The sequence below is a fragment of the Micromonospora sp. LOL_014 genome, from assembly GCF_048060245.1.
Lineage (GTDB): Bacteria > Actinomycetota > Actinomycetes > Mycobacteriales > Micromonosporaceae > Micromonospora_E.
The window spans coordinates 13147-31210 of the sequence record NZ_JBHMIP010000011.1; the positions used below are offsets into that span (position 1 = coordinate 13147).

13 protein-coding genes are annotated in these 18064 nt (G+C 72.2%); 7 read left to right on the forward strand and 6 right to left on the reverse strand.

Annotated features, from left to right (window positions below; translation table 11 throughout):
- Positions 1-143 precede the first annotated feature (143 nt).
- From ACFHW1_RS11775 to ACFHW1_RS11790, 4 genes are all read right to left on the reverse strand, one after another.
- Positions 144-3122: a glycine--tRNA ligase gene (locus ACFHW1_RS11775; protein WP_416556918.1), complete on the reverse strand. Its 2979-nt coding sequence runs from the start codon at positions 3120-3122 to the stop codon at positions 144-146.
- 160 nt (positions 3123-3282) lie between these two features.
- On the reverse strand, positions 3283-4926 hold the full coding sequence (locus ACFHW1_RS11780; RefSeq protein ID WP_416556884.1) for a CotH kinase family protein: 1644 nt from the start codon (positions 4924-4926) through the stop codon (positions 3283-3285).
- The gene (locus ACFHW1_RS11785; RefSeq protein WP_416556885.1) at positions 4926-5603 is read right to left on the reverse strand and encodes a DUF4956 domain-containing protein; all 678 of its coding nucleotides are present in this window, start codon (positions 5601-5603) and stop codon (positions 4926-4928) included. Before ACFHW1_RS11785 ends, ACFHW1_RS11780 begins: the two co-directional genes overlap by 1 nt.
- Before the next feature lies 1 nt (position 5604).
- On the reverse strand, positions 5605-6498 hold the full coding sequence (locus ACFHW1_RS11790; RefSeq protein ID WP_416556886.1) for a polyphosphate polymerase domain-containing protein: 894 nt from the start codon (positions 6496-6498) through the stop codon (positions 5605-5607).
- 188 nt (positions 6499-6686) lie between these two features.
- Between ACFHW1_RS11790 and ACFHW1_RS11795 the strand changes: the two genes are divergently transcribed.
- Genes ACFHW1_RS11795 through ACFHW1_RS11805 form a run of 3 tightly spaced genes read left to right on the forward strand, consistent with a single transcriptional unit; the run spans position 6687 to position 10979 of the window.
- Positions 6687-7442: a response regulator transcription factor gene (locus ACFHW1_RS11795; RefSeq protein WP_416556887.1), complete on the forward strand. Its 756-nt coding sequence runs from the start codon at positions 6687-6689 to the stop codon at positions 7440-7442.
- A gap of 8 nt (positions 7443-7450) precedes the next feature.
- Entirely contained in the window at positions 7451-9043 is a 1593-nt protein-coding gene (locus tag ACFHW1_RS11800; protein WP_416556919.1) for an ATP-binding protein, read from the forward strand.
- 58 nt (positions 9044-9101) lie between these two features.
- The gene (locus ACFHW1_RS11805; protein WP_416556888.1) at positions 9102-10979 is read left to right on the forward strand and encodes a PAS domain-containing protein; all 1878 of its coding nucleotides are present in this window, start codon (positions 9102-9104) and stop codon (positions 10977-10979) included.
- A gap of 328 nt (positions 10980-11307) precedes the next feature.
- Here ACFHW1_RS11805 and ACFHW1_RS11810 read toward each other — a convergent pair whose 3' ends face one another.
- The gene (locus ACFHW1_RS11810; protein WP_416556889.1) at positions 11308-12972 is read right to left on the reverse strand and encodes a dolichyl-phosphate-mannose--protein mannosyltransferase; all 1665 of its coding nucleotides are present in this window, start codon (positions 12970-12972) and stop codon (positions 11308-11310) included.
- Between the two features lie 116 nt (positions 12973-13088).
- Positions 13089-13970 (reverse strand): hypothetical protein, encoded by an 882-nt coding sequence (locus tag ACFHW1_RS11815; RefSeq protein ID WP_416556890.1) that lies wholly within the window; start codon positions 13968-13970, stop codon positions 13089-13091.
- Positions 13971-14090: 120 nt separating this feature from the next.
- Here ACFHW1_RS11815 and metG point away from each other — a divergent pair, with 120 nt between their 5' ends.
- The 4 genes from metG (at position 14091) to rsmA (ending at position 18049) form a co-directional block, all read left to right on the forward strand.
- Positions 14091-15893 (forward strand): methionine--tRNA ligase, encoded by a 1803-nt coding sequence (gene metG / locus ACFHW1_RS11820; protein ID WP_416615393.1) that lies wholly within the window; start codon positions 14091-14093, stop codon positions 15891-15893.
- 3 nt (positions 15894-15896) lie between these two features.
- Positions 15897-16172 (forward strand): hypothetical protein, encoded by a 276-nt coding sequence (locus ACFHW1_RS11825; protein ID WP_416556892.1) that lies wholly within the window; start codon positions 15897-15899, stop codon positions 16170-16172.
- Between the two features lie 103 nt (positions 16173-16275).
- Positions 16276-17160 (forward strand): TatD family hydrolase, encoded by an 885-nt coding sequence (locus ACFHW1_RS11830; RefSeq protein ID WP_416556893.1) that lies wholly within the window; start codon positions 16276-16278, stop codon positions 17158-17160.
- A gap of 4 nt (positions 17161-17164) precedes the next feature.
- On the forward strand, positions 17165-18049 hold the full coding sequence (gene rsmA, locus ACFHW1_RS11835; RefSeq protein WP_416556894.1) for a 16S rRNA (adenine(1518)-N(6)/adenine(1519)-N(6))-dimethyltransferase RsmA: 885 nt from the start codon (positions 17165-17167) through the stop codon (positions 18047-18049).
- Positions 18050-18064: the final 15 nt, after the last annotated feature.

Here is an 18064-nt window from a genome sequence, read left to right on the forward strand (position 1 = left end):
CCGTGCGGCGCGGCCGTAACGGCACCGGCGGACGGGTGCGTGTCGCAGGCTCCCGGAGACGTGATGGCCGGCCCCCGCCTTCCTCGTCGACACCGAGTGTGGACTGACAGACGGTAGCACGGCCGGCGGACCCCGCCCCCGAGTCACATCCGTAGCTGTGGCCAGTCCAGCACGTCGGCGGCGAGCGCCGCGACCGTGGCGAGCAGACCCAGCCGGGCCTGACGCAGCTGCGGATCCTCGGCCATCACGAAGACGTCGTCGAAGAAGGCGTTCACCGGCGCGGTCAGCTGCCCGGCGATCCTGGTGAACCGGTCGAGGTCCGTGCTGTGGTCCAGGTCGGCCCGCACCTGCTTGACCACCTCGTGGAGCCGCACCTCGGCCGGCTCGGTGAGTAGCGCCGGGTCGTACTCGGCGGGCACGTCGGCCGGGACGATCCGCCGGGCCCGCTGCAGCGCCTCGGCGAGTGCCCGGAACTGCTCGTCGGCCAGCAGCCGGTCCAGCTGGCTCAGCAGCCGGTCGACCAGCTGCGGCCGGTCGGCGTGCGCCAGCACCGCGCGGACCCGGTCCACCGGCTGGCCCTCCTCGGTCAGCAGTTGCTCCACCCGGCGGGTCAGGAACTCGACGATCTCGGCCAGCACCGGATCGTCGACCGGCACCGGCTGCCGCCGGGCGGCAGCCGCGAGCCCGGCGGCCAGCGAGACCCCGGCCAGCCCTGGCTGACTCCGGTGCACCGCCAACAGCCCCAGCACCGCCCGCCGGATCGCGAACGGGTCGCTGCTGCCGGTCGGCATGCCGACCGTGGCAGCCAGCCCGGTCACCAGATCCAGCCGGTCGGCCAGCGACAGCAGCGCCCCCGGCAGCGACTGCGGCAGCTGGTCACCGGTGCTGCGCGGCAGCTCGGCCTCGAACACCGCCTGCGCGACCGCCGCCGGCTCCCCGGCGTGCTCGGCGTAGTCACGGGCCATCACCCCGGCGAGACTGGTCATCTCGGTGACCATCTGCGAGCCGAGGTCGAACTTGACCAGCTCGGCCGCGCGGTCCAAGGTCGCCCGGTCGGCATCGGACAGTGCGATCATCTCGGCCAGGTCGCCGGCCAGCCCGGCGATCCGGTCGGCCCGGTCCGCCATCGACCCCAGCTTGTCGGTGAAGGTCAACCGGTTCAGTCGGGACCGCAGCTCGGCCAGCGGGGTCGCCCGGTCCGCGCGGTAGAAGAACGCCGCGTCCTCGTACCGGGCCCGCAGCACCGCCTCGTTGCCGGCCCGTACCAGATCGGTGTCGATCGCGCCGTTGGCGACCGCCACGAAGTGCGGCAACAGGGCACTGTCCGCACCACGCACCGGCAGGTACCGCTGGTGCTTGCGCATCACGGTGGCCAGCACCGCCTCAGGTAGCTCCAGGTAGCGTTCCTCGAACCCGCCGAGCAGCGGCGTGGGCTGCTCGATCAGGTCCACCACCTGGGTGAGCAGACCGGCTTCGGCGGCCAGGTCGACCTGACCGCCTACGCCAGCGGCCAGCTCACCGGCGGCGGCGGTGACGATCGCCCGGCGTTCCTCTGGGTCCACCACGATGCCGGCGTCACGGACCGTCGCCAGGTAGCTCTCCGCGTCGGCCACCTCGACGGTCGACGTCGCGGCGGTCCGGTGCACCCGGGTGGTCCGGCCGGCGGCCAGCGTGGACACCTCGACCGGCACCACCACGTCACCCCAGAGCGCCAGCAGCCACCGGACCGGACGGGTGAACGCCAGCTGCGGATCCCGCCATCGCATGTTCTTCGCCGAGCGCAGGCCGGTCACCACCCCGGCGAGCACCTCGGTGAGGACCTCCGTCGCGGTGCGGCCGGGCTCGTCGCGCAGCACCGCCAGATGCGGTACGCCGCCGATTTCCACCCGGGCCAGGTCGGCCACCTCGGCCCCCTGGGAACGGGCGAAGCCCGCCGCAGCCGGGGTGGGCGTGCCGTCCGGGCGGAACCCGGCGGCGACCTTCGGGCCGCGTACCGTGCGGGTGTGGTCGGGCTCGCGGGCGGCGACCGCGTCGACGACGGCGACCAGCCGGCGCGGGGTGGCCAGCACCCGGACGTCGCCGTGCGCCAGCCGGGTGGCGGCCAGCCGGTCGGCGACCAGCTTGGCGACCTGCTGGCGGGCCGAGCGGACCTCCGACGGCGGCAACTCCTCGGTGCCGATCTCGAAGACCAGCTGCCGGGCCGGGGCCGACTCACCGGACGGCACGGCTGCCCCGTCGGCCTGCCCGGCCGGTGCCGGCGGCACCACGCCGAGTGGGTGGCCCAGCTCGTCGCGGCGGCGCACCCACAGCTGCGCCACCTCGCCGGCCAGCCGGCGCATCCGGGCGAACTCCGTCGCCCGCTCGGCGGTGGAGACCGCGCCCCGCGCGTCCAGTACGTTGAACGCCTGCGAGCACTTGAGCACGAAGCTGTGCGCCGGGACCGGCAGCCCGGCGTCGATCATCCGCTGCGCCTCGGCGGCGTACAGGTCGAGCAGCTGCCGGTTGGTGGTGACGTCGGCGTCGTCGAGGTAGTAGCGAGACATCTCGTACTCGCCGGGGCCGAAGATCTCGCCGTAGGAGATGCCCGGCGCGTACGCGATCTCCTTGAAGTGCCGGACCCCCTGCAACGCCATCATGATCCGCTCGATGCCGTAGGTGATCTCCACCGACGGCACCTCGAGGTTGATCCCACCGGCCTGCTGGAAGTAGGTGAACTGGGTGATCTCCAGCCCGTCCAGCCAGACCTCCCAGCCCAGACCCCAGGCGCCGAGCGCCGGTGAGGCCCAGTTGTCCTCGACGAACCGGACGTCGTGCGCGGCCACGTCGATGCCGAGCGCGGCCAGGCTGCCGAGGTAGAGCTCCTGCGCGTCGCCCGGCTCCGGCTTGAGGATCACCTGGAACTGGGTGTGGGTCTGGATCCGGTTCGGGTTCTCGCCGTACCGGGCGTCGTCCGGGCGCACCGACGGCTCGACGTAGGCGACCCGCCACGGCTCAGGACCGAGCACCCGCAGGAACGTGGCCGGGTTGAGCGTGCCGGCGCCGACCTCGGTGTTCATCGGCTGGACCGTCAGGCAACCCTGCTCGGCCCAGTACGCCGCGAGGCGGGCCAGCGCGTCCTGCATCGTCAGCACGAATTGCTCCCAAGGTCGGTGACGGACGGTACGTCGGGTACCGGCCGGCGGCGGTTGATTCCGGGCCATTCTATTTGCCCGGCCGCGACCAACCTGAACGGGCCGTGACCGTGCACCGGTGGGCGGTCCGCTGGGAGCGGAGGTTCAGCACTCACACCTGATCGCGCAGGCCTTCCGTCCGTTGCTCAACCGTGGTCCGCAGCTGTTCCAGCTCGGTCGCGACCACCGAGCCGTTCTGACCGTCGACGGTTGCCAGGACGGCGGCCAGGTCGTCCAGCGCGGCCGTCGCCGCGCCGCTGGCGAACATCCGCTGATAGAGATCGCGGTACGCGGCCTCGTACACCTCGGTGAACGCGTCGCTGGCCAGGAACCGTTCCTTGAGCGGGTGCCCTGTCGACCGGCCGGGACCGCCGCCCTGCGGCGCCGCCCCGGAGCCGGCCCTGTCGGGTGGCTGGAATCCGTCGGGTGGCTCGAACCTGTCCCGTGGTGCCGTGCCGTTCTGCGGCGTGGCCCCGCCGTCGCCACCACCGAACCGGCCACCGCCCATGGTCACCGCGTCCTGCGGCCCGAGGTTGGCGTCGCCACTGAACGTCAGGTTGTGGTCCCAGCTGACCACCGTGAACTTCCGGGTGGCCAGGTCATACCAAAGGTAGTAGTTGCGGCCGGGACCGGCCATGTCGTCGAAGTTGAGCAGCAGGTTCTGGGCGGCGACGTAGCGGGCGAACGACTCGACGTCGACGTGATCGGCCAGCTCGTCGTCGAACTCGTCGTCGGACGCCTCGGACACCCAGCGGGTCAGGTTGATCACCGGCTGTAGGTCCTGGCTTCCGGTGAGGTTGATCTGCTTGAAGTCGTCCTGGTACTCGACCGGATCCTCGCCCTGGTAGGTGAACGAACCGCCGGCCAACGACTTGTAGAGCACGCCACTGTCGCCCAGCCCGGCGGCGTAGTGCTCGTCGGGGTGTTCCACCACGAGGCGGGCGGTGGTCGGCCGGTCGTTGACCGTGAACGCGCTGTACGCGTACCGCTGGGTGGCCATACCGGCGGTGGCCAGCAGCGACAGGGCGAGGGCCTCGTTGGCCACGGCGCTGCCGCCGCCCATTCCGCCGACCCGCACTGCGATCTCCTGCAGTCCCTGGTAGCGCCGTCCCTCGACAAACGTGTCGAAGCTGATCAGCCAGGGCAGGGTTTCCGGCTCCTCAGCGGCCAGCCCGGCCCGGCCCATGCCGCCGCCCGGCCCGCCTGCGCCCTGCCGCTGTCCCTGCCCACCGTCGGGTCGCTGGCCGCCGTCGGGTCGCTGGCCACCGTCGAACCGGCCGCCGTCGGGGGCGGCCCCGCCGCGTTGCGCGGTTTCACCGTCGCGGGTCAGACCGGACAGGGTGGAGTTGCCTTTGAGCCGGATTCCCACGCTCGGGATCGTGGTCGAGTCGATCACCAGGTCCGCCTCGACGTACTCCTTCTCGCCGTCGTCGAAGTAGGCGTCGAGCATCCGTTGGTAGTCGTCGTCGCGGAAGACCAGGGAGATCTCGTGTGCCACCGTCGAGTCGAACAGGTCGACGGTGCCGGCGATGTCGACCGTCACCACGTCCGTCGCGGCGTTCGCCGCGCTGGTGACGTACGGCCGGATCCGGGTGCTGCCCAGCGCGACCGTGACCACCAGCAGGAATACGGCGCAGCTGGCCAGCAGCCGGTAGTTGTGCCGGATCCGCAGCGGGATCCGGTGCCGTAACCGACGCTTCGGCGCAGCGACCGGCGGCCCGGCCGGTGGATTCGGGGCGGACGGCGTACCGCGCATCAGAGGTCCGTCTGGTCGTAGCCGGTGAGCACGGTGACCCGCTGGCCGCCGGTCAGCTCGCTCAGACTGGCGATCAGTTCACCCGGCTCGCTGCCCTTGTTCAACCTGACCGTGTACATCAGCTCGGTCAGCGCTCCGCCCCGGATGGACTCGATGCTGACCAGCTCGAACTCGGTGGTCAGCCGCAGCAGCACGTCCTGTACGGCGTGCGTGTGGTCGCGGTCCGGTGGCACCTGCACCTTCACCACCTGGCGTTGCACGTTGAGCGCGAACCAGTTGAAGCGGTACATCACCCCGATGATCAGGCAGATCGCGACCGTGGCGATCACCGCGAGCAGGTAGAACCGGGTGCCGCAGGCCATGCCGACGCCCATCACCAGGAAGATGAAGCCGACGTCGCGGGTCTCCTTGATCGCGTTGCGGAACCGGACCACGGACAGCGCGCCGACCAGGGCGAAGGCCCGGGCGATGTTGGAGCCGACGACCAGCATGATCAACGAGATCAGCATGCCGAGGATGATCAGTGTCTGAACGTACGACTGGCTGTACGACACGTTGCGGTGGGTGGCCCGGTAGACCCAGCCGATGATCGCGCTGAGCACGAAGGAAAGCGCCAGCGACGCGGCGATGTCGCCGAGGCTGAACGTGCTGGACAGGTCCTGGAAGGTGATGTCCATGTCAGGCCCGCCCGCCGCTCGCGCCGACGGGCAGCAGCTCGCCGGCCGGCCGGTCCGGCTCCGCCGGTGGCGCGTCGGCCGGCAGGTGGAACACCGACCGCGGGGCCCGCCCGAACGCCTCGACGCACTGGCAGTACTTGCTGACCCGCACGACCGACAGGTTGGCCTGCGCGGCGAGGTCGGTCAGCCAGTACGGGACCCGTTCGTTCGCCTTCACCTCCATGATCGAACGCCACGGCGGGACGATGAACCGGTTTTCGGCGTCGACGCCCAGGTGCAGGTCACGGTCCCGACCCCGGACCCGGGTGTCCAGGGTGACCCGCAGGCCGAGATCGGCACCGGTGCCGACGAACGCCTGCCGGTGGTAGCCGGTGATCGCCACCGGGCGCAGGTCCAGACCGCTGACCAGGCCGAGGACCTCCTGCACGAAGCCCCGCTGCGGCTCGGCGTGGTCGATCATGGCGCGGCCGTCGCAGAGTTGACGGGCCAGTCGGTACGGCAGCGCGATCCGCCGTTTCTGGGTGACCCGGTTGACCCGCTGCTTGATCTCGACGTGGACGGTGGTGTCGTCGTCGATGCCGGTCCGGTCGCCGTAGTGCCGGATCCGCAGTTTGCGGCGGAACCGCAGCCCTTCGATCTTCTCCCAGTAGAAGCGCAGGTCGTCGGTGTCGTAGTAGAGGCTCCACACCCCGTACCCGGTGGTCCCCGCATGGCTGTCCCGGTCGAGCCGGCGGGCGAGCTGGTCACGCAGGGCGGGTACCGCCGCGTTGTCGACCAGGTACTTGATCTCGTACCGGTTGAACGCGTGCAGCCGGGTGACGCCCCGCAGCGCGTGGCCGGCCCGGTCGTCCGTGCCGTGGCCAGTGGCCGTCGGCGGTGCCGAATCGGGTCGCATGGGCAGGTCCTCACCTTCAGGTAGGGCGGATTCGGTGTGAAGGTGAGGAAACACCGCGCAGATCAAAACAACCTCGGAACGGACTGCGAACTCACAGCGGACGGCAGATGTCGGAAAGGTGGCCGCTGCTCGGCCACCCCACAGCCGGCTCCCAGCCGGCTCCGAGACTCCGCCGGTATGCATGGCGGATGACCTCATCCGCCGAGATCGGCCAGGCAGCCGACGCCGGACCGGACCGGGCTCCCCGGATCCTGGTCGTCGACGACGAGCCGAACATCTGTGCCCTGCTCGCCGCCACGTTGCGGCTGATTCGGTTCGACGTCCGGGTGGTCGACGGTGGCCGAGCCGCTCTGGTGGCGATCGAGGAGTTCGAGCCGGATCTGGTTGTCCTCGACGTGATGATGCCGGATCTTGACGGCTTCGAGGTGGCCCGGACGATGCGCCGGGGCGGCCGCCGGCATGTCCCTGTGCTGTTCCTGACCGCGCGGGACGCCGTGCAGGACCGGATCGCCGGGCTGACCGTCGGAGCCGACGACTACGTCGCCAAGCCCTTCAGCCTGGAAGAGGTGGTGCTGCGGATCCGGGCGATCCTGCGGCGTAGCGGCGTCGCCGACGAGCCCGAGCCGACCGACCGGGTGCTGCGCTACGCCGACCTGGAGCTGGACGAGGACGCCCACGAGGTACGCCGGGCCGGCCAGCGTGTGGACCTGTCGCCGACCGAGTTCAACCTGCTGCGGTATCTGCTGGTCAACGCCGGCCGGGTGGTCAGCAAGAGCCAGATCCTGGACCGGGTGTGGAACTACGACTTCGACGGCGACGGCCGGATCGTCGAGTCGTACGTCTACTACCTGCGTAAGAAGATCGACCAGCATGAGCCGGCGCTGATCCACACCGTCCGGGGGGTCGGCTACACGCTGCGACTACCCCGGTCGGGCGGCGCCTGATGCGGCACCTGAACCGGTTCCGCTCCCGGATCACCGTGCGGCGGTGGTCGCACTGGACGCTGCGGTCCCGGCTGGTGCTGGCCACCGCGGTCCTCACCGCCGTCGCCCTGCTGCTGGCCAACACGGCCGGGTTGGTGCTGCTGCGGCAGAGCCTGACCGACCGGCTCGACGAGCAGTTGCGGCTGATGAGCCGACCGTACGCGGGGTCCGCGTCGCCCGCCCTCGACCCGGACGGTCACCGACCCCGCCTGTTCCCCGGTGCCTCTTTGCAACCGGCCCAGTCGGTCCTGCTGTACGCCGCCGACGGGACCCTCACCCAGCAGTTCTCCTCCGACCCGGATGCCGCCCTGCCGGAGGTGGACGACTATCCGGCGCTGGTCGAGCGGGCCGCTGCCCGGCGTTCCTACACAGTGCCCGCCGTCGACGGTGACGGGTCCTGGCGGGTGCTCGCGGTGCCGCGTGCCGACGGCGGGCTCGCGGTGGTCGGCGTCTCGCTGCGCCAGGTCGACGCGACCGCCGACACGCTGCTCATGATCGACGTCGCGGTGGTGCTGCTGATCCTGGTCCTGCTCGGTATGGTCGCCGCCGCGACGGTCCGGCTCGGGCTGCGCCCGCTGACCCGGATGGAACGCATCGCCGCCGAGATCACCGGCGGCAGCCTGGCCCGGCGGGTCCTCGACGCCGACCCGCACACCGAGGTCGGCCGGCTCGGCGGCGCGCTGAACTCGATGCTCGACCGGATCGGGTCCGAGGTTGCCGCCCGGACCGCCTCGGAGCAGCGACTCCGGCAGTTCGTCGCGGACGCGTCGCACGAACTGCGCACCCCGCTCACCTCGATCCGGGGATTCGCCGAACTGTACCGGCGGGGCGGGGCGACGCCCGGCCCGGAACTCGACGAGGCGATGCGCCGGATCGAGGCGGAGGCGGCCCGGATGGGGCTGCTGGTGGAGGACCTGCTGCTGCTGGCCCGGCTCGACCAGCGTCGGGAGCCGGTGCGTCGACCGGTGGATCTGCTCGCGGTCGCCGCCGACACGATCCGCGACGCGTCCGCACGGGCCCCCGATCGTCGGGTCCGGATGGCACCGGCCGGACCGGTCGGCTCCACCGCACCCGAACTGCAGCCGGTCGCACCCGAACTGCAGCCGGTCTCGGTGCCGGGGGACGAGCCGGCGCTGCGCCAGGTGGCAGCCAACCTGGTGGCGAACGCGCTGCAGCACACCCCGCCGACGGCCGAGATCACCGTACGGGTGGGGTATCTGCCGGCCGGCGCTGGCGGTGCCGTGTCGGACCGACCGCTCGCGGCGGTCGGGCGGGACCTGCCGGCGGACGCACCGCTGGCGGTGATCGAGGTGACCGACACCGGTCCCGGCGTGCCGGCGGCGCACGCCGGGCGGGTCTTCGAGCGGCTGTACCGGGTGGATCCCAGCCGCACCCGGGGGCGGGGCGGCGGCTCCGGCCTCGGGCTGGCGATCGTCGCGGCGATCGTGGCCGGTCACGCCGGCCGGATCGAGCTGTACGACCGGCCGGGCGGTGGTGCCGTGTTCCGCGTACTGCTGCCCGGGCCGATGTTGTGCCGGCCCGCGCCGGCCCTCATGCTGTAGCCGGGGGTCGGTGCGGTCCGCGGTCCGGGCGGCCGGCCAGTTTGTTGGAGGAGTCCCGGTGCCACGGCGCGTCCTGACCGGTTACCTCGCGGTGCAGGCTGTCCTCGGCGCGGCGGTCTTCGGGGCCCCGGCTGTCGCCGCCGCCTGGTGGGGGGCGATCGGCGTCGTCAGCGTGACCGCGGTCGGTTGGGGAATCCACCGGCACCGGCCGCCTCGTCGGCTTCCCTGGCTGCTGCTGGCCGGCGGTGCCGGGGCGTTGGCGGTCGGCGATGTCCACTACGAGCTGTCGCGGCGTACGGTGGGCGCCACCGGCGACGTTCTGTCGCTGATCGCCGACCTCGCCTACCTGGCGACTTTCGGTCTGCTCGCCGCCGGGGTGCTCAGCCTGACCCGGATCACGGCGGCGTCGCGGGACCGGTCCGCTCTGCTGGACACGCTGGTGCTGGTCGTGATGACCGGCCTGGTCACCTGGACCCTGGTGGTCGGCCCGGCGGTCACCGATGTGGCTCTGCCGGCGACGGAGAAGGCACTGCTGGCCGTACAGGGCCTCGGTGGGGTGCTGGTCGTCGTGGTGATGCTGCGGCTGGCGGCCGCCGCCTGGCGGGATCCGACGGTGATCGGGCTGGCCGTCGGCGCGACCAGCATGTTCGCCGCCGACGTCTGGTACGCGACCGCCGAACTCAACGGCGGCTGGCAGCCGGGGCACCCGGCCGAACTCGGCTGGTACGTCTTCTACGTCAGTTGGGGGGTCGCCGCCCTGCATCCGAACATGGCCCGGCTGGCCACCCGGTCCGATCCGGGCCCGGACGACATCGTCGCGATGCGGGTCGGTCTGTTGACGATCACCTGTCTGACCGTGCCGTTCCTGCTGGTGATCCAGGCGTTCGCCGCAGAGCCGGCCGAGCTGCCCGACGGGCTGGTCACCGCTGCGGCGGCCGGTCTCACCATGTTGCTCGCGGTGGCCCGGGTGGTCGATTCGGTGACCGGGCACCGGGCCGCGGTGCACCGGGAACGGTCACTGCGCAGCGCCGGGATGCGGCTGCTGTCGGCCACCACGACCGCGCAGGTGGCCGAGATGGTCCGCCGGTCGGTCGGTGAGCTGCTGCCGGCCGGGACTGATCATCAGATCCTGTTCGCCGTGCGTCGCCCGGTGGCGGGGGCCGGCGGCGAGCCGCCCGACCCGGAGTCGGTGGCCGACTGGCAGCCACAGGTCGTCGTCGGCGACCCGTTGCCGGTGGACGCGGCGCGGCGGCGTACCCGGATCATGCCGACCCGGCTGTTGCATCCCGACCTGGCTGACCGGCTCACCCCGGCACCGGCCGCCCTGGTGGCCGGCCTGGCCGCGCCGGCCCCGTCCGCCGGGACCGGTACCGCGCTGCTGGTCGGGGCGGCGGGCGGGGTGTTGGCCGCCTGTCAGGACGCGATCGAGGTGGTCGTCGCTCAGGCGGCGCTGGCCCTGCACCGGATCGCCGCGACCGAGGAGGCCGCCCGGCGGGACCGGGACCGCTACCTCAATCTGGTCGCGGGCACCGCCGGCGACGCGGTGGTGATCGTCGGAGCGGATGACCGGATCCGGTACGCGAGTCCGCCGTGCAGCCGGTTGTTCGGCCTCGAGCCGGCGGTCCTCGCCGACTGGCGGGACCTGGTGCACCCCGCCGATCAGGCGCAGGTGTCCCGGACCCTCGGCGCGGCCGGTGACCGGGACGACGGTTCGGCGGTGGGTGACCAGTGGGTGCTGCGCCGGCCGGACGGCAGCCATGTGCTGCTCGAGGTGCGGTGCCGGGATCTGCGGCGGGTGCCGGGGGTACGCGGCCTGGTGCTGACCTTCAGTGATCTGGCTGATCAGCGTCGCCGTGACTCGGAGCTGGCGCTTCGCCGGATCGACCGCAGCGCGCCGGGGCAGAACCGACGCAGTCTCCGCCGCCGCTTTCGCTGACTATGACAGTGGATGTCGCTTTTGGTGGTTGTTCCGTTCCGTGCTGAACCGCAAACTAGCCTTGCCTGGCCCGTTGTGCGGCAGGGGTCGACCTGGTTAAGCTTTTCATGCGCGCCCCTATCGCCCGCTTCCCCCGTGGCAGGCGATCGGGGCGCGCTTCTTTTGTCTTTCAACACTCTCCGGCACCCTCGCCCACCTGCTGTCTCAGCCGACGCTACTGATCACAGTGGAGACTTGGGCCGGGAGCGTCCATGATCGGCTGACGGCACCCGTCCGGCGGTCGTCGACCACCGGACGGGCAGCGGGCCGGGAGCAGCCGGCGCGATGGTCAGATCCAGCGCCCGCCGAGCCACATCCGCGCCGACCAGTCCTCGTACGGCAGCGGCTCACCGACGAAGATCGGGTAGAAGTACGCGAAGCAGACGGCGACCAGCAGAACGTAGGTGCCGGCGACCACCGCGCCGACCAACCGCCGGTCGTTGCCGGCCGGATCGGCGACCGCCGTCCCACCCGACGGTGTGACGATCGCGCCGAGCACATAGGTCACCGCGAGGATCAGGAACGGCAGCGCCGGCGCGGTGTAGAAGGAGAACATCGTCCGGCCCTCGGTGGCGTAGTAGAACCACGGCAGCAGCCCGGCGGTCACTCCGGCGAGGATCGCACCGGCCCGCCAGTCCCGCCGGGCGATACCGAGCCAGACCAGCGCAGCCAGGGCCGGCAGGAACGACCACCACAGCAGCGGAGTGCCGAGCAGCAGTACCTCCTCGGCGCAGCTGGGTGCTCCGCAGGCGGTCTGGTCGGTCCAGTGGAAGGCGACCGGGCGGCCCAGCAGCAGCCACTGCCACGGCCACGACTGGTAGCGGTGCTCCGTCTCCAATGTGCTGTGGAAGCCGTACGCCTGGGTGTGGTAGTGCCAGAGGTTCTGCAGGGCGCCGATGACCGGCGCCTCGGACATGCCGTTGTCCGCCCGCCAGTGCCGCAGGTAGCCGCCGTCGGTCGCCAGCCAGCCCGACCAGCTGGCGAGGTAGGTGCCGAGGATCAGCACCCCGCCGAGGACCAGCCAGCCGATCTCGCCGAGCACCGCGTCCAGCCACGGCCGGCGGACCCCGGCGGACCGGCGGGCACCGGCCTCCCACCAGATCACCAGCAGGCCGAACACCGGGATGAACCACAGCGCGCTCCACTTGACGGCGAGACCGCAGCCGAGCAGCAGGGCCGCGATCAGCCGCCACCACGGTACGGCGAACGGCGGTCGGCCGGCCCGGCCCGGCAGAGTCGGGTCGAGCCCGGCGTCGACCGCCCGCAGCCACCGCCGCCGACTCCAGTCCCGGTCGACGACCAGCGCGGCGAAGGCAGCGAGCACGAAGAACGCGAGGAAGATGTCGAGCAGGGCGGTCCGGGACAGCACCAGATGGAAGCCGTCCAGGGCGAGCAGCAGCCCGGCCGTGCAGCCGAGGACCGTGGAGCGGAACAACCGCCGAGCCGTCCGGGTGATGATCAGCACCATCAGGATGCCGACCACTGCCGCCGAGATCCGCCAGCCGAACTCGGTGAAGTCGAACAAGCGGACGCCGAGCGAGATGATCCACTTGCCGAGCGGCGGATGCACCACGTACGCCGGGGTGTTGTTGGTCTCGTCCCACTCGAAGCCGTACTGGCGCAGCTCGTTGGCCTCGTTGGCGTAGTAGAGCTCGTCGAAGATCAGGCCCGGCGGGTGGCTCAGGTTGACCAGCCGCAGTACGCCGGCGATGGTCACCACCACGGCGGTGGCCAGCCAGGACCACGGCTCCAGCCAGTTGTCCAGCGGTGCCAGCCGGCGGCGGACCACGGCCGGCAGCCCGACCCCGCCGGTCGGCCCCGACGGCCCCGATGCCCCGGCGCCGCCCGGGTGGGGGCCCGTCGGGCCGGCGTCCGGTGGACGGACCGGCCGGTCCGCTGTCACCGTCACCGCTGGTTCACCGCTTGCCGCATCCGAGTCTGCCGCCGAGATCACCCCGTGATCGTAGGCCGCCGCCCGATGTCGCGGGACCTCCCCGCCGAAGAATATATTTCGGGTCGTCGATGCTTTGTGTCCTCGGGTGGTCGCCGTCGTGCCCCGGTCGGTCGATGTCAGACGCTCCAGGCGGCGGCCAGAAACCCGGCGGCCAGCAGGACCGGTGCCAGCAACGCGGCGACCGTGGCGCCCCGGCGGGCCGCCGCGCTGGCCAGCCGGCGGGCACCGCTGCCCCAGATCAGCAGTACGCCGAGCAGCACGGTCAGCCCCCAGCCGACCGACCACCGCAGGTGCAGCACGACCAGATCGGCCACGACGTACGCGGTGTCCCGTTCCCGGTGCAACATCCGGGCGGTCAGCTCGGCGCCGACGGCCTGGTCCACCGGCGGTACGCCGAACAGCCGTACCTGGTCGACGGTGAAGCCGGTCTGTGCGGCGAACTCGCCGAGACACCGTCGGCCCAACCCGTCGCCGGTGCAGTCGGTGACCGTGGCGGTGCCGGGGACGCCCCGGCCGACGGCCAGCCACAGCGGTTCGGCGCTGACCCAGCCGAGGAACGCCGCCGCCGCCGCGACGACCACGATCCAGGCGATGCCGGTCGCCGGCCGCCGGGTCCGCCGGGTCCGCGTCCGCCGCTGCTGGGCGACCGGGCGATCCAGCGGCCGCTCCGCTACCGGTGTCACGGTCCGCACCGGTCTGCCGTCCCGGGTCGCTGCGCCGGCACCCGGTTCGCGGGTGTCGGCCGGTCCGCCGGTGTCCGCTGGTGTGTCCGTGTCGGCTGGTGCGCCGGTGTCGGCCGGCTCGTCGGCGTCCGGGGTCACCGGCGTGGCCGGTTGGGCGGCGGCTGATTCGCCGCCGTGCCACCAGGTGCCCTCCGGCCCGGTAGTCGCCCAGGGGCTCGGCCGCCGCCGACGCTGCCCGGGAGCGCTCGCCGGCTCCCGGGTGGGCCGGGCGGTCGTCGGCCCGTCGGACTCCGGCATGCTGGGTTCCCCGGTCACCTCGCCATTCCACACCCCGGTACGTGAAGCCGGGGCGAACCCCTCCGGGCGTGTCGCGCTCCGTCGGGCGGCTCGGCAACCCGTTCGCGTACGCCTGGTGACACTAACTAGGCTGGTCGCATGAGTCACGTTCTCGCGGCGGTCGCCTGGCCCTACGCCAACGGGCCCCGCCACATCGGCCACGTCTCCGGTTTCGGGGTGCCCTCCGACGTGTTCAGCCGGTACATGCGGATGGCCGGTCACGACGTGCTCATGATCTCCGGCACCGACGAGCACGGCACGCCGATCCAGGTGCAGGCCGACAGCGAAGGGCTCAAGCCGCGCGAGCTGGCCGACCGGTACAACCGGGTGATCGTCGAGGACCTGCACGGGCTCGGTCTGTCCTACGACCTGTTCACCCGGACCACCACCGGCAACCACTACCGGGTGGTCCAGGAGCTGTTCGAGACGTTGCACCGCAACGGCTACATCGTTGCGGAGACCACCCTCGGCGCGATCTCCCCATCGACCGGTCGCACCCTGCCGGACCGCTACATCGAGGGCACCTGCCCGATCTGTGGCTACGACGCCGCCCGGGGCGACCAGTGCGACAACTGCGGCAACCAGCTCGACCCGGTCCAGCTGATCGAACCGCGCTCCAAGATCGACGGGGAGACGCCGAACTTCGTCGAGACCGAGCACTTTTTCCTCGACCTGCCGGCGTTCGCCCAGGCACTCGGCAAGTGGCTGGACACCCGCGACGGCTGGCGGCCCAACGTGCTGCGGTTCTCCCGCAACCTGCTCGACGACCTGCAGCCCCGGGCGATCACCCGGGACCTGGAGTGGGGCGTGCCGATTCCGCTGGACGGCTGGCGCGAGCGCGGCGACAAGCGGATCTACGTCTGGTTCGACGCGGTGATCGGCTACCTCTCCGCCTCGATCGAGTGGGCCCGGCGGTCCGGTGACCCGGACGCCTGGCGCCGCTGGTGGATCGCGGACACCGACGGCGAGGACGCCCGTGGCTACTACTTCATGGGCAAGGACAACATCGTCTTCCACTCGGTGATCTGGCCGTCGCTGCTGCTCGGCTACTCCGGCGAGGGCGACCACGGCGGCGAGCCCGGTCGGCTCGGTCGGCTCAACCTGCCCACCGAGGTGGTTTCCAGCGAGTTCCTGACCATGGAGGGGCGCAAATTCTCCTCCTCCCGCCAGGTGGTCATCTACGTGCGGGACTTCCTGGCCCGCTACGACGCCGACGCGCTGCGCTACTTCATCGCCGTAGCCGGTCCGGAGAGCCAGGACACCGACTTCACCTGGGCCGAGTTCCGGCGCCGCAACAACGACGAGCTGGTCAACGACTGGGGCAACCTGGTCAACCGGTCGATCTCGATGGCCGCCAAGAACTTCGGCGCCATCCCGCCGATCGACCCGGCCGGGCTGACCGCCGCCGACGAAGCGCTGCTGGCGACCAGCCGGGCCGCGTTCGGCACGGTCGGCGCGCTGATCGAACGGCACCGGCAGAAGCAGGCCATCGGTGCGGCGATGCGGGTGGTCGCCGAGGCCAACCGGTACCTGTCCGACCAGGCCCCGTGGAAGCTCAAGGGCGAGGCGGACAAGCCCCGGATGGGCACCGTCCTGCACGTCGCCCTGCAGGTGGTCGCCGACGCGAACACCCTGCTCACCCCGTTCCTGCCGCACTCGGCGCAGAAGATCCACGAGCTGCTCGGCGGCACCGGCGTACACGCGCCGATGCCCCGGATCGTCGAGGTTGACGACCTCGACGTCGGGCCGGCCTACCCGATCCTCACCGGCGACTACCGCGACGGTGCCCGGTGGGAGTCCACTCCGGTCGAGGTCGGTCGGCCGCTGGCCGCGCCGAAGCCGGTGTTCCGCAAGCTCGACGAGTCGATCGTCGACGAGGAGCTGGCCCGACTCACCGGCTGACCGGTGACCGACTACCTGGCCGGCTTGCTGCTCGGCCTCGGCCTGATCATGCCGATCGGGCCGCAGAACGTCTTCGTGGTCAGCCAGGGGCCGGCGGCCGGCCTGCCGCGTGCGCTGTGGGCGGAATCCGGCCACCTGCCGGCCGGAGAGAACCTTCCTCATCCGGGTGCCACGCTGGACCGTGCGCCGGACCACGGTGATCGCCGGGTGATCGGCGGCCGTCGGCGTCTGGCTCAGCTGGTGCACGTCCGCCCAGCTGGCAGCTCCTCAGCCGGGTAGACCGCCCCCTCGAAGCGGACGTGCCGGCCGGCCGGGGCATCGGCGACGCCGCCCGGGTGGGCCGGTGAACCGGCCGGACCGGGACGTGTGATGCTGTCCGATGATGACGCAGCCAGCCGAGACCCGCCGGCAGCGGGCCGCCCGCCGGGCCGGGGAGTTCCCGCCGCCACCCGACCCGCTGCCCGTACCGGTGATCGACAGCCACACCCACCTGGACCTGACCGTCGCCGAACCGGCGGTGCCCGGCCGGGACAGCGGTGACCCGGTGGCCACCCTGATCGCCCGGGCCGCGTCGGTCGGCGTCGACCGGCTGGTCCAGGTCGGTGTCGACCTGGAGTCGTCGCGCTGGGGCGCGGACCTCGCCACGCGATCGCCGGCGGTGGTCGCCACGGTCGCCCTGCATCCCAACGAGGCACCCCGACTGACCGACCTGGATGAGGCGCTGCGCGAGATCGAGGCGCTGGCCGCCGCCGACCGGGTGCGCGGCGTCGGCGAGACCGGGCTGGACCACTTCCGGACCGGGCCGGACGGACTCGTCGCGCAGCAGGCCAGCTTCCGGGCGCACATCGCGATCGCCAAGCGGTACGGCAAGCCGCTGGTGATCCACGACCGGGACGCGCACGCCGACGTGCTGCGGGTGCTCGACTCCGAAGGCGCCCCGCAGACCGTGGTGATGCATTGCTTCTCCGGCGACGCGGATTTCGCCGCCGACTGCGTCCGGCGCGGCTTCGTGCTCAGCTTCGCCGGTACGGTCACCTTCGGCAACGCCGCCGGGCTGCGCGCCGCAGCCGCCGTGACGCCGGTCGAGCAGATGCTGGTGGAGACCGACGCACCGTACCTGACGCCGATGCCGCACCGGGGCCGGCCGAACGCCTCCTACCTGATCCCGCACACCGTCCGGCTGCTGGCCGAGGTCACCGGCACCGACCTGGCCGAGCTGTGCGCCGCGATCTCGGCCACCGGTGACCGGGTGTTCGGGCCGTGGTGAGCCGGTGACCGAGCTGCTCGGCCCGGCGCAGATCCGGGAGCTGGCCGGCCGGCTGGCGGTAGCGCCCACCAAACGGCTCGGGCAGAACTTCGTGCACGACCCGAACACGGTCCGGCGGATCGTGTCCGCCGCCGATCTGCCACCGGACGCGGTGGTGCTGGAGGTCGGCCCCGGGCTCGGCTCGCTGACCCTTGGCCTGCTCGACCAGGTACGCCACCTGCACGCGGTGGAGATCGATCCGGTGCTGGCCGGCGCGCTGCCGCCGACCGTCGCCGGCTGCGGCGGTGACCTCGCCCGGCTGACCGTGCACACCGCCGACGCGCTGCGGATCACCGCCGCCGGCCTCGGCGGGCCCAAGCCGACCGCGCTGGTGGCCAACCTGCCGTACAACGTGGCGGTGCCGGTGGTGCTGCACCTGCTCGCCGAGCTGCCCAGCCTGCGGCAGGGGCTGGTGATGGTGCAGAAGGAGGTGGCCGACCGGCTGGTCGCCGGTCCGGGCTCGCGCACGTACGGCGTACCGTCGGTGAAGCTGGCCTGGTACGCCGCCGCCCGCACCGCGGGTCGGGTCCCGCCGAGCGTGTTCTGGCCGGTGCCCAACGTCGACTCCGGGCTGGTCGCGTTCACCAGCCGGGAGCCACCGTCGGTGCCGGCGGGGCAGCCGGTGGACGGGTTCCGGCGGCGGGTCTTCGCCGTGGTGGACGCCGCGTTCGCGCAGCGCCGCAAGACGCTGCGGGCGGCGCTGGCCGGCTGGGCCGGCGGGGCGGACCGGGCGGCGGCGGTGCTGGCCATGGCCGGGGTCGACCCGGGTGCGCGGGGCGAGGCGTTGACCGTGGCGCAGTTCGCGGCGATCGCTGCGGCGGCGCCGCTGGCCGAAACGGTGGCCGAGTAGGCTGGCGCCCGTGAT

Coding starts and splice junctions, on each gene's coding strand:
- metG (WP_416615393.1), top strand. CDS start 14,091: ATGAGTCACGTTCTCGCGGCGGTCGCCTGGCCCTACGCCAACGGGCCC.
- ACFHW1_RS11775 (WP_416556918.1), bottom strand. CDS start 3,122: ATGCAGGACGCGCTGGCCCGCCTCGCGGCGTACTGGGCCGAGCAGGGT.
- ACFHW1_RS11830 (WP_416556893.1), top strand. CDS start 16,276: ATGACGCAGCCAGCCGAGACCCGCCGGCAGCGGGCCGCCCGCCGGGCC.
- ACFHW1_RS11785 (WP_416556885.1), bottom strand. CDS start 5,603: ATGGACATCACCTTCCAGGACCTGTCCAGCACGTTCAGCCTCGGCGAC.
- ACFHW1_RS11780 (WP_416556884.1), bottom strand. CDS start 4,926: ATGCGCGGTACGCCGTCCGCCCCGAATCCACCGGCCGGGCCGCCGGTC.
- ACFHW1_RS11795 (WP_416556887.1), top strand. CDS start 6,687: ATGACCTCATCCGCCGAGATCGGCCAGGCAGCCGACGCCGGACCGGAC.
- ACFHW1_RS11790 (WP_416556886.1), bottom strand. CDS start 6,498: ATGCGACCCGATTCGGCACCGCCGACGGCCACTGGCCACGGCACGGAC.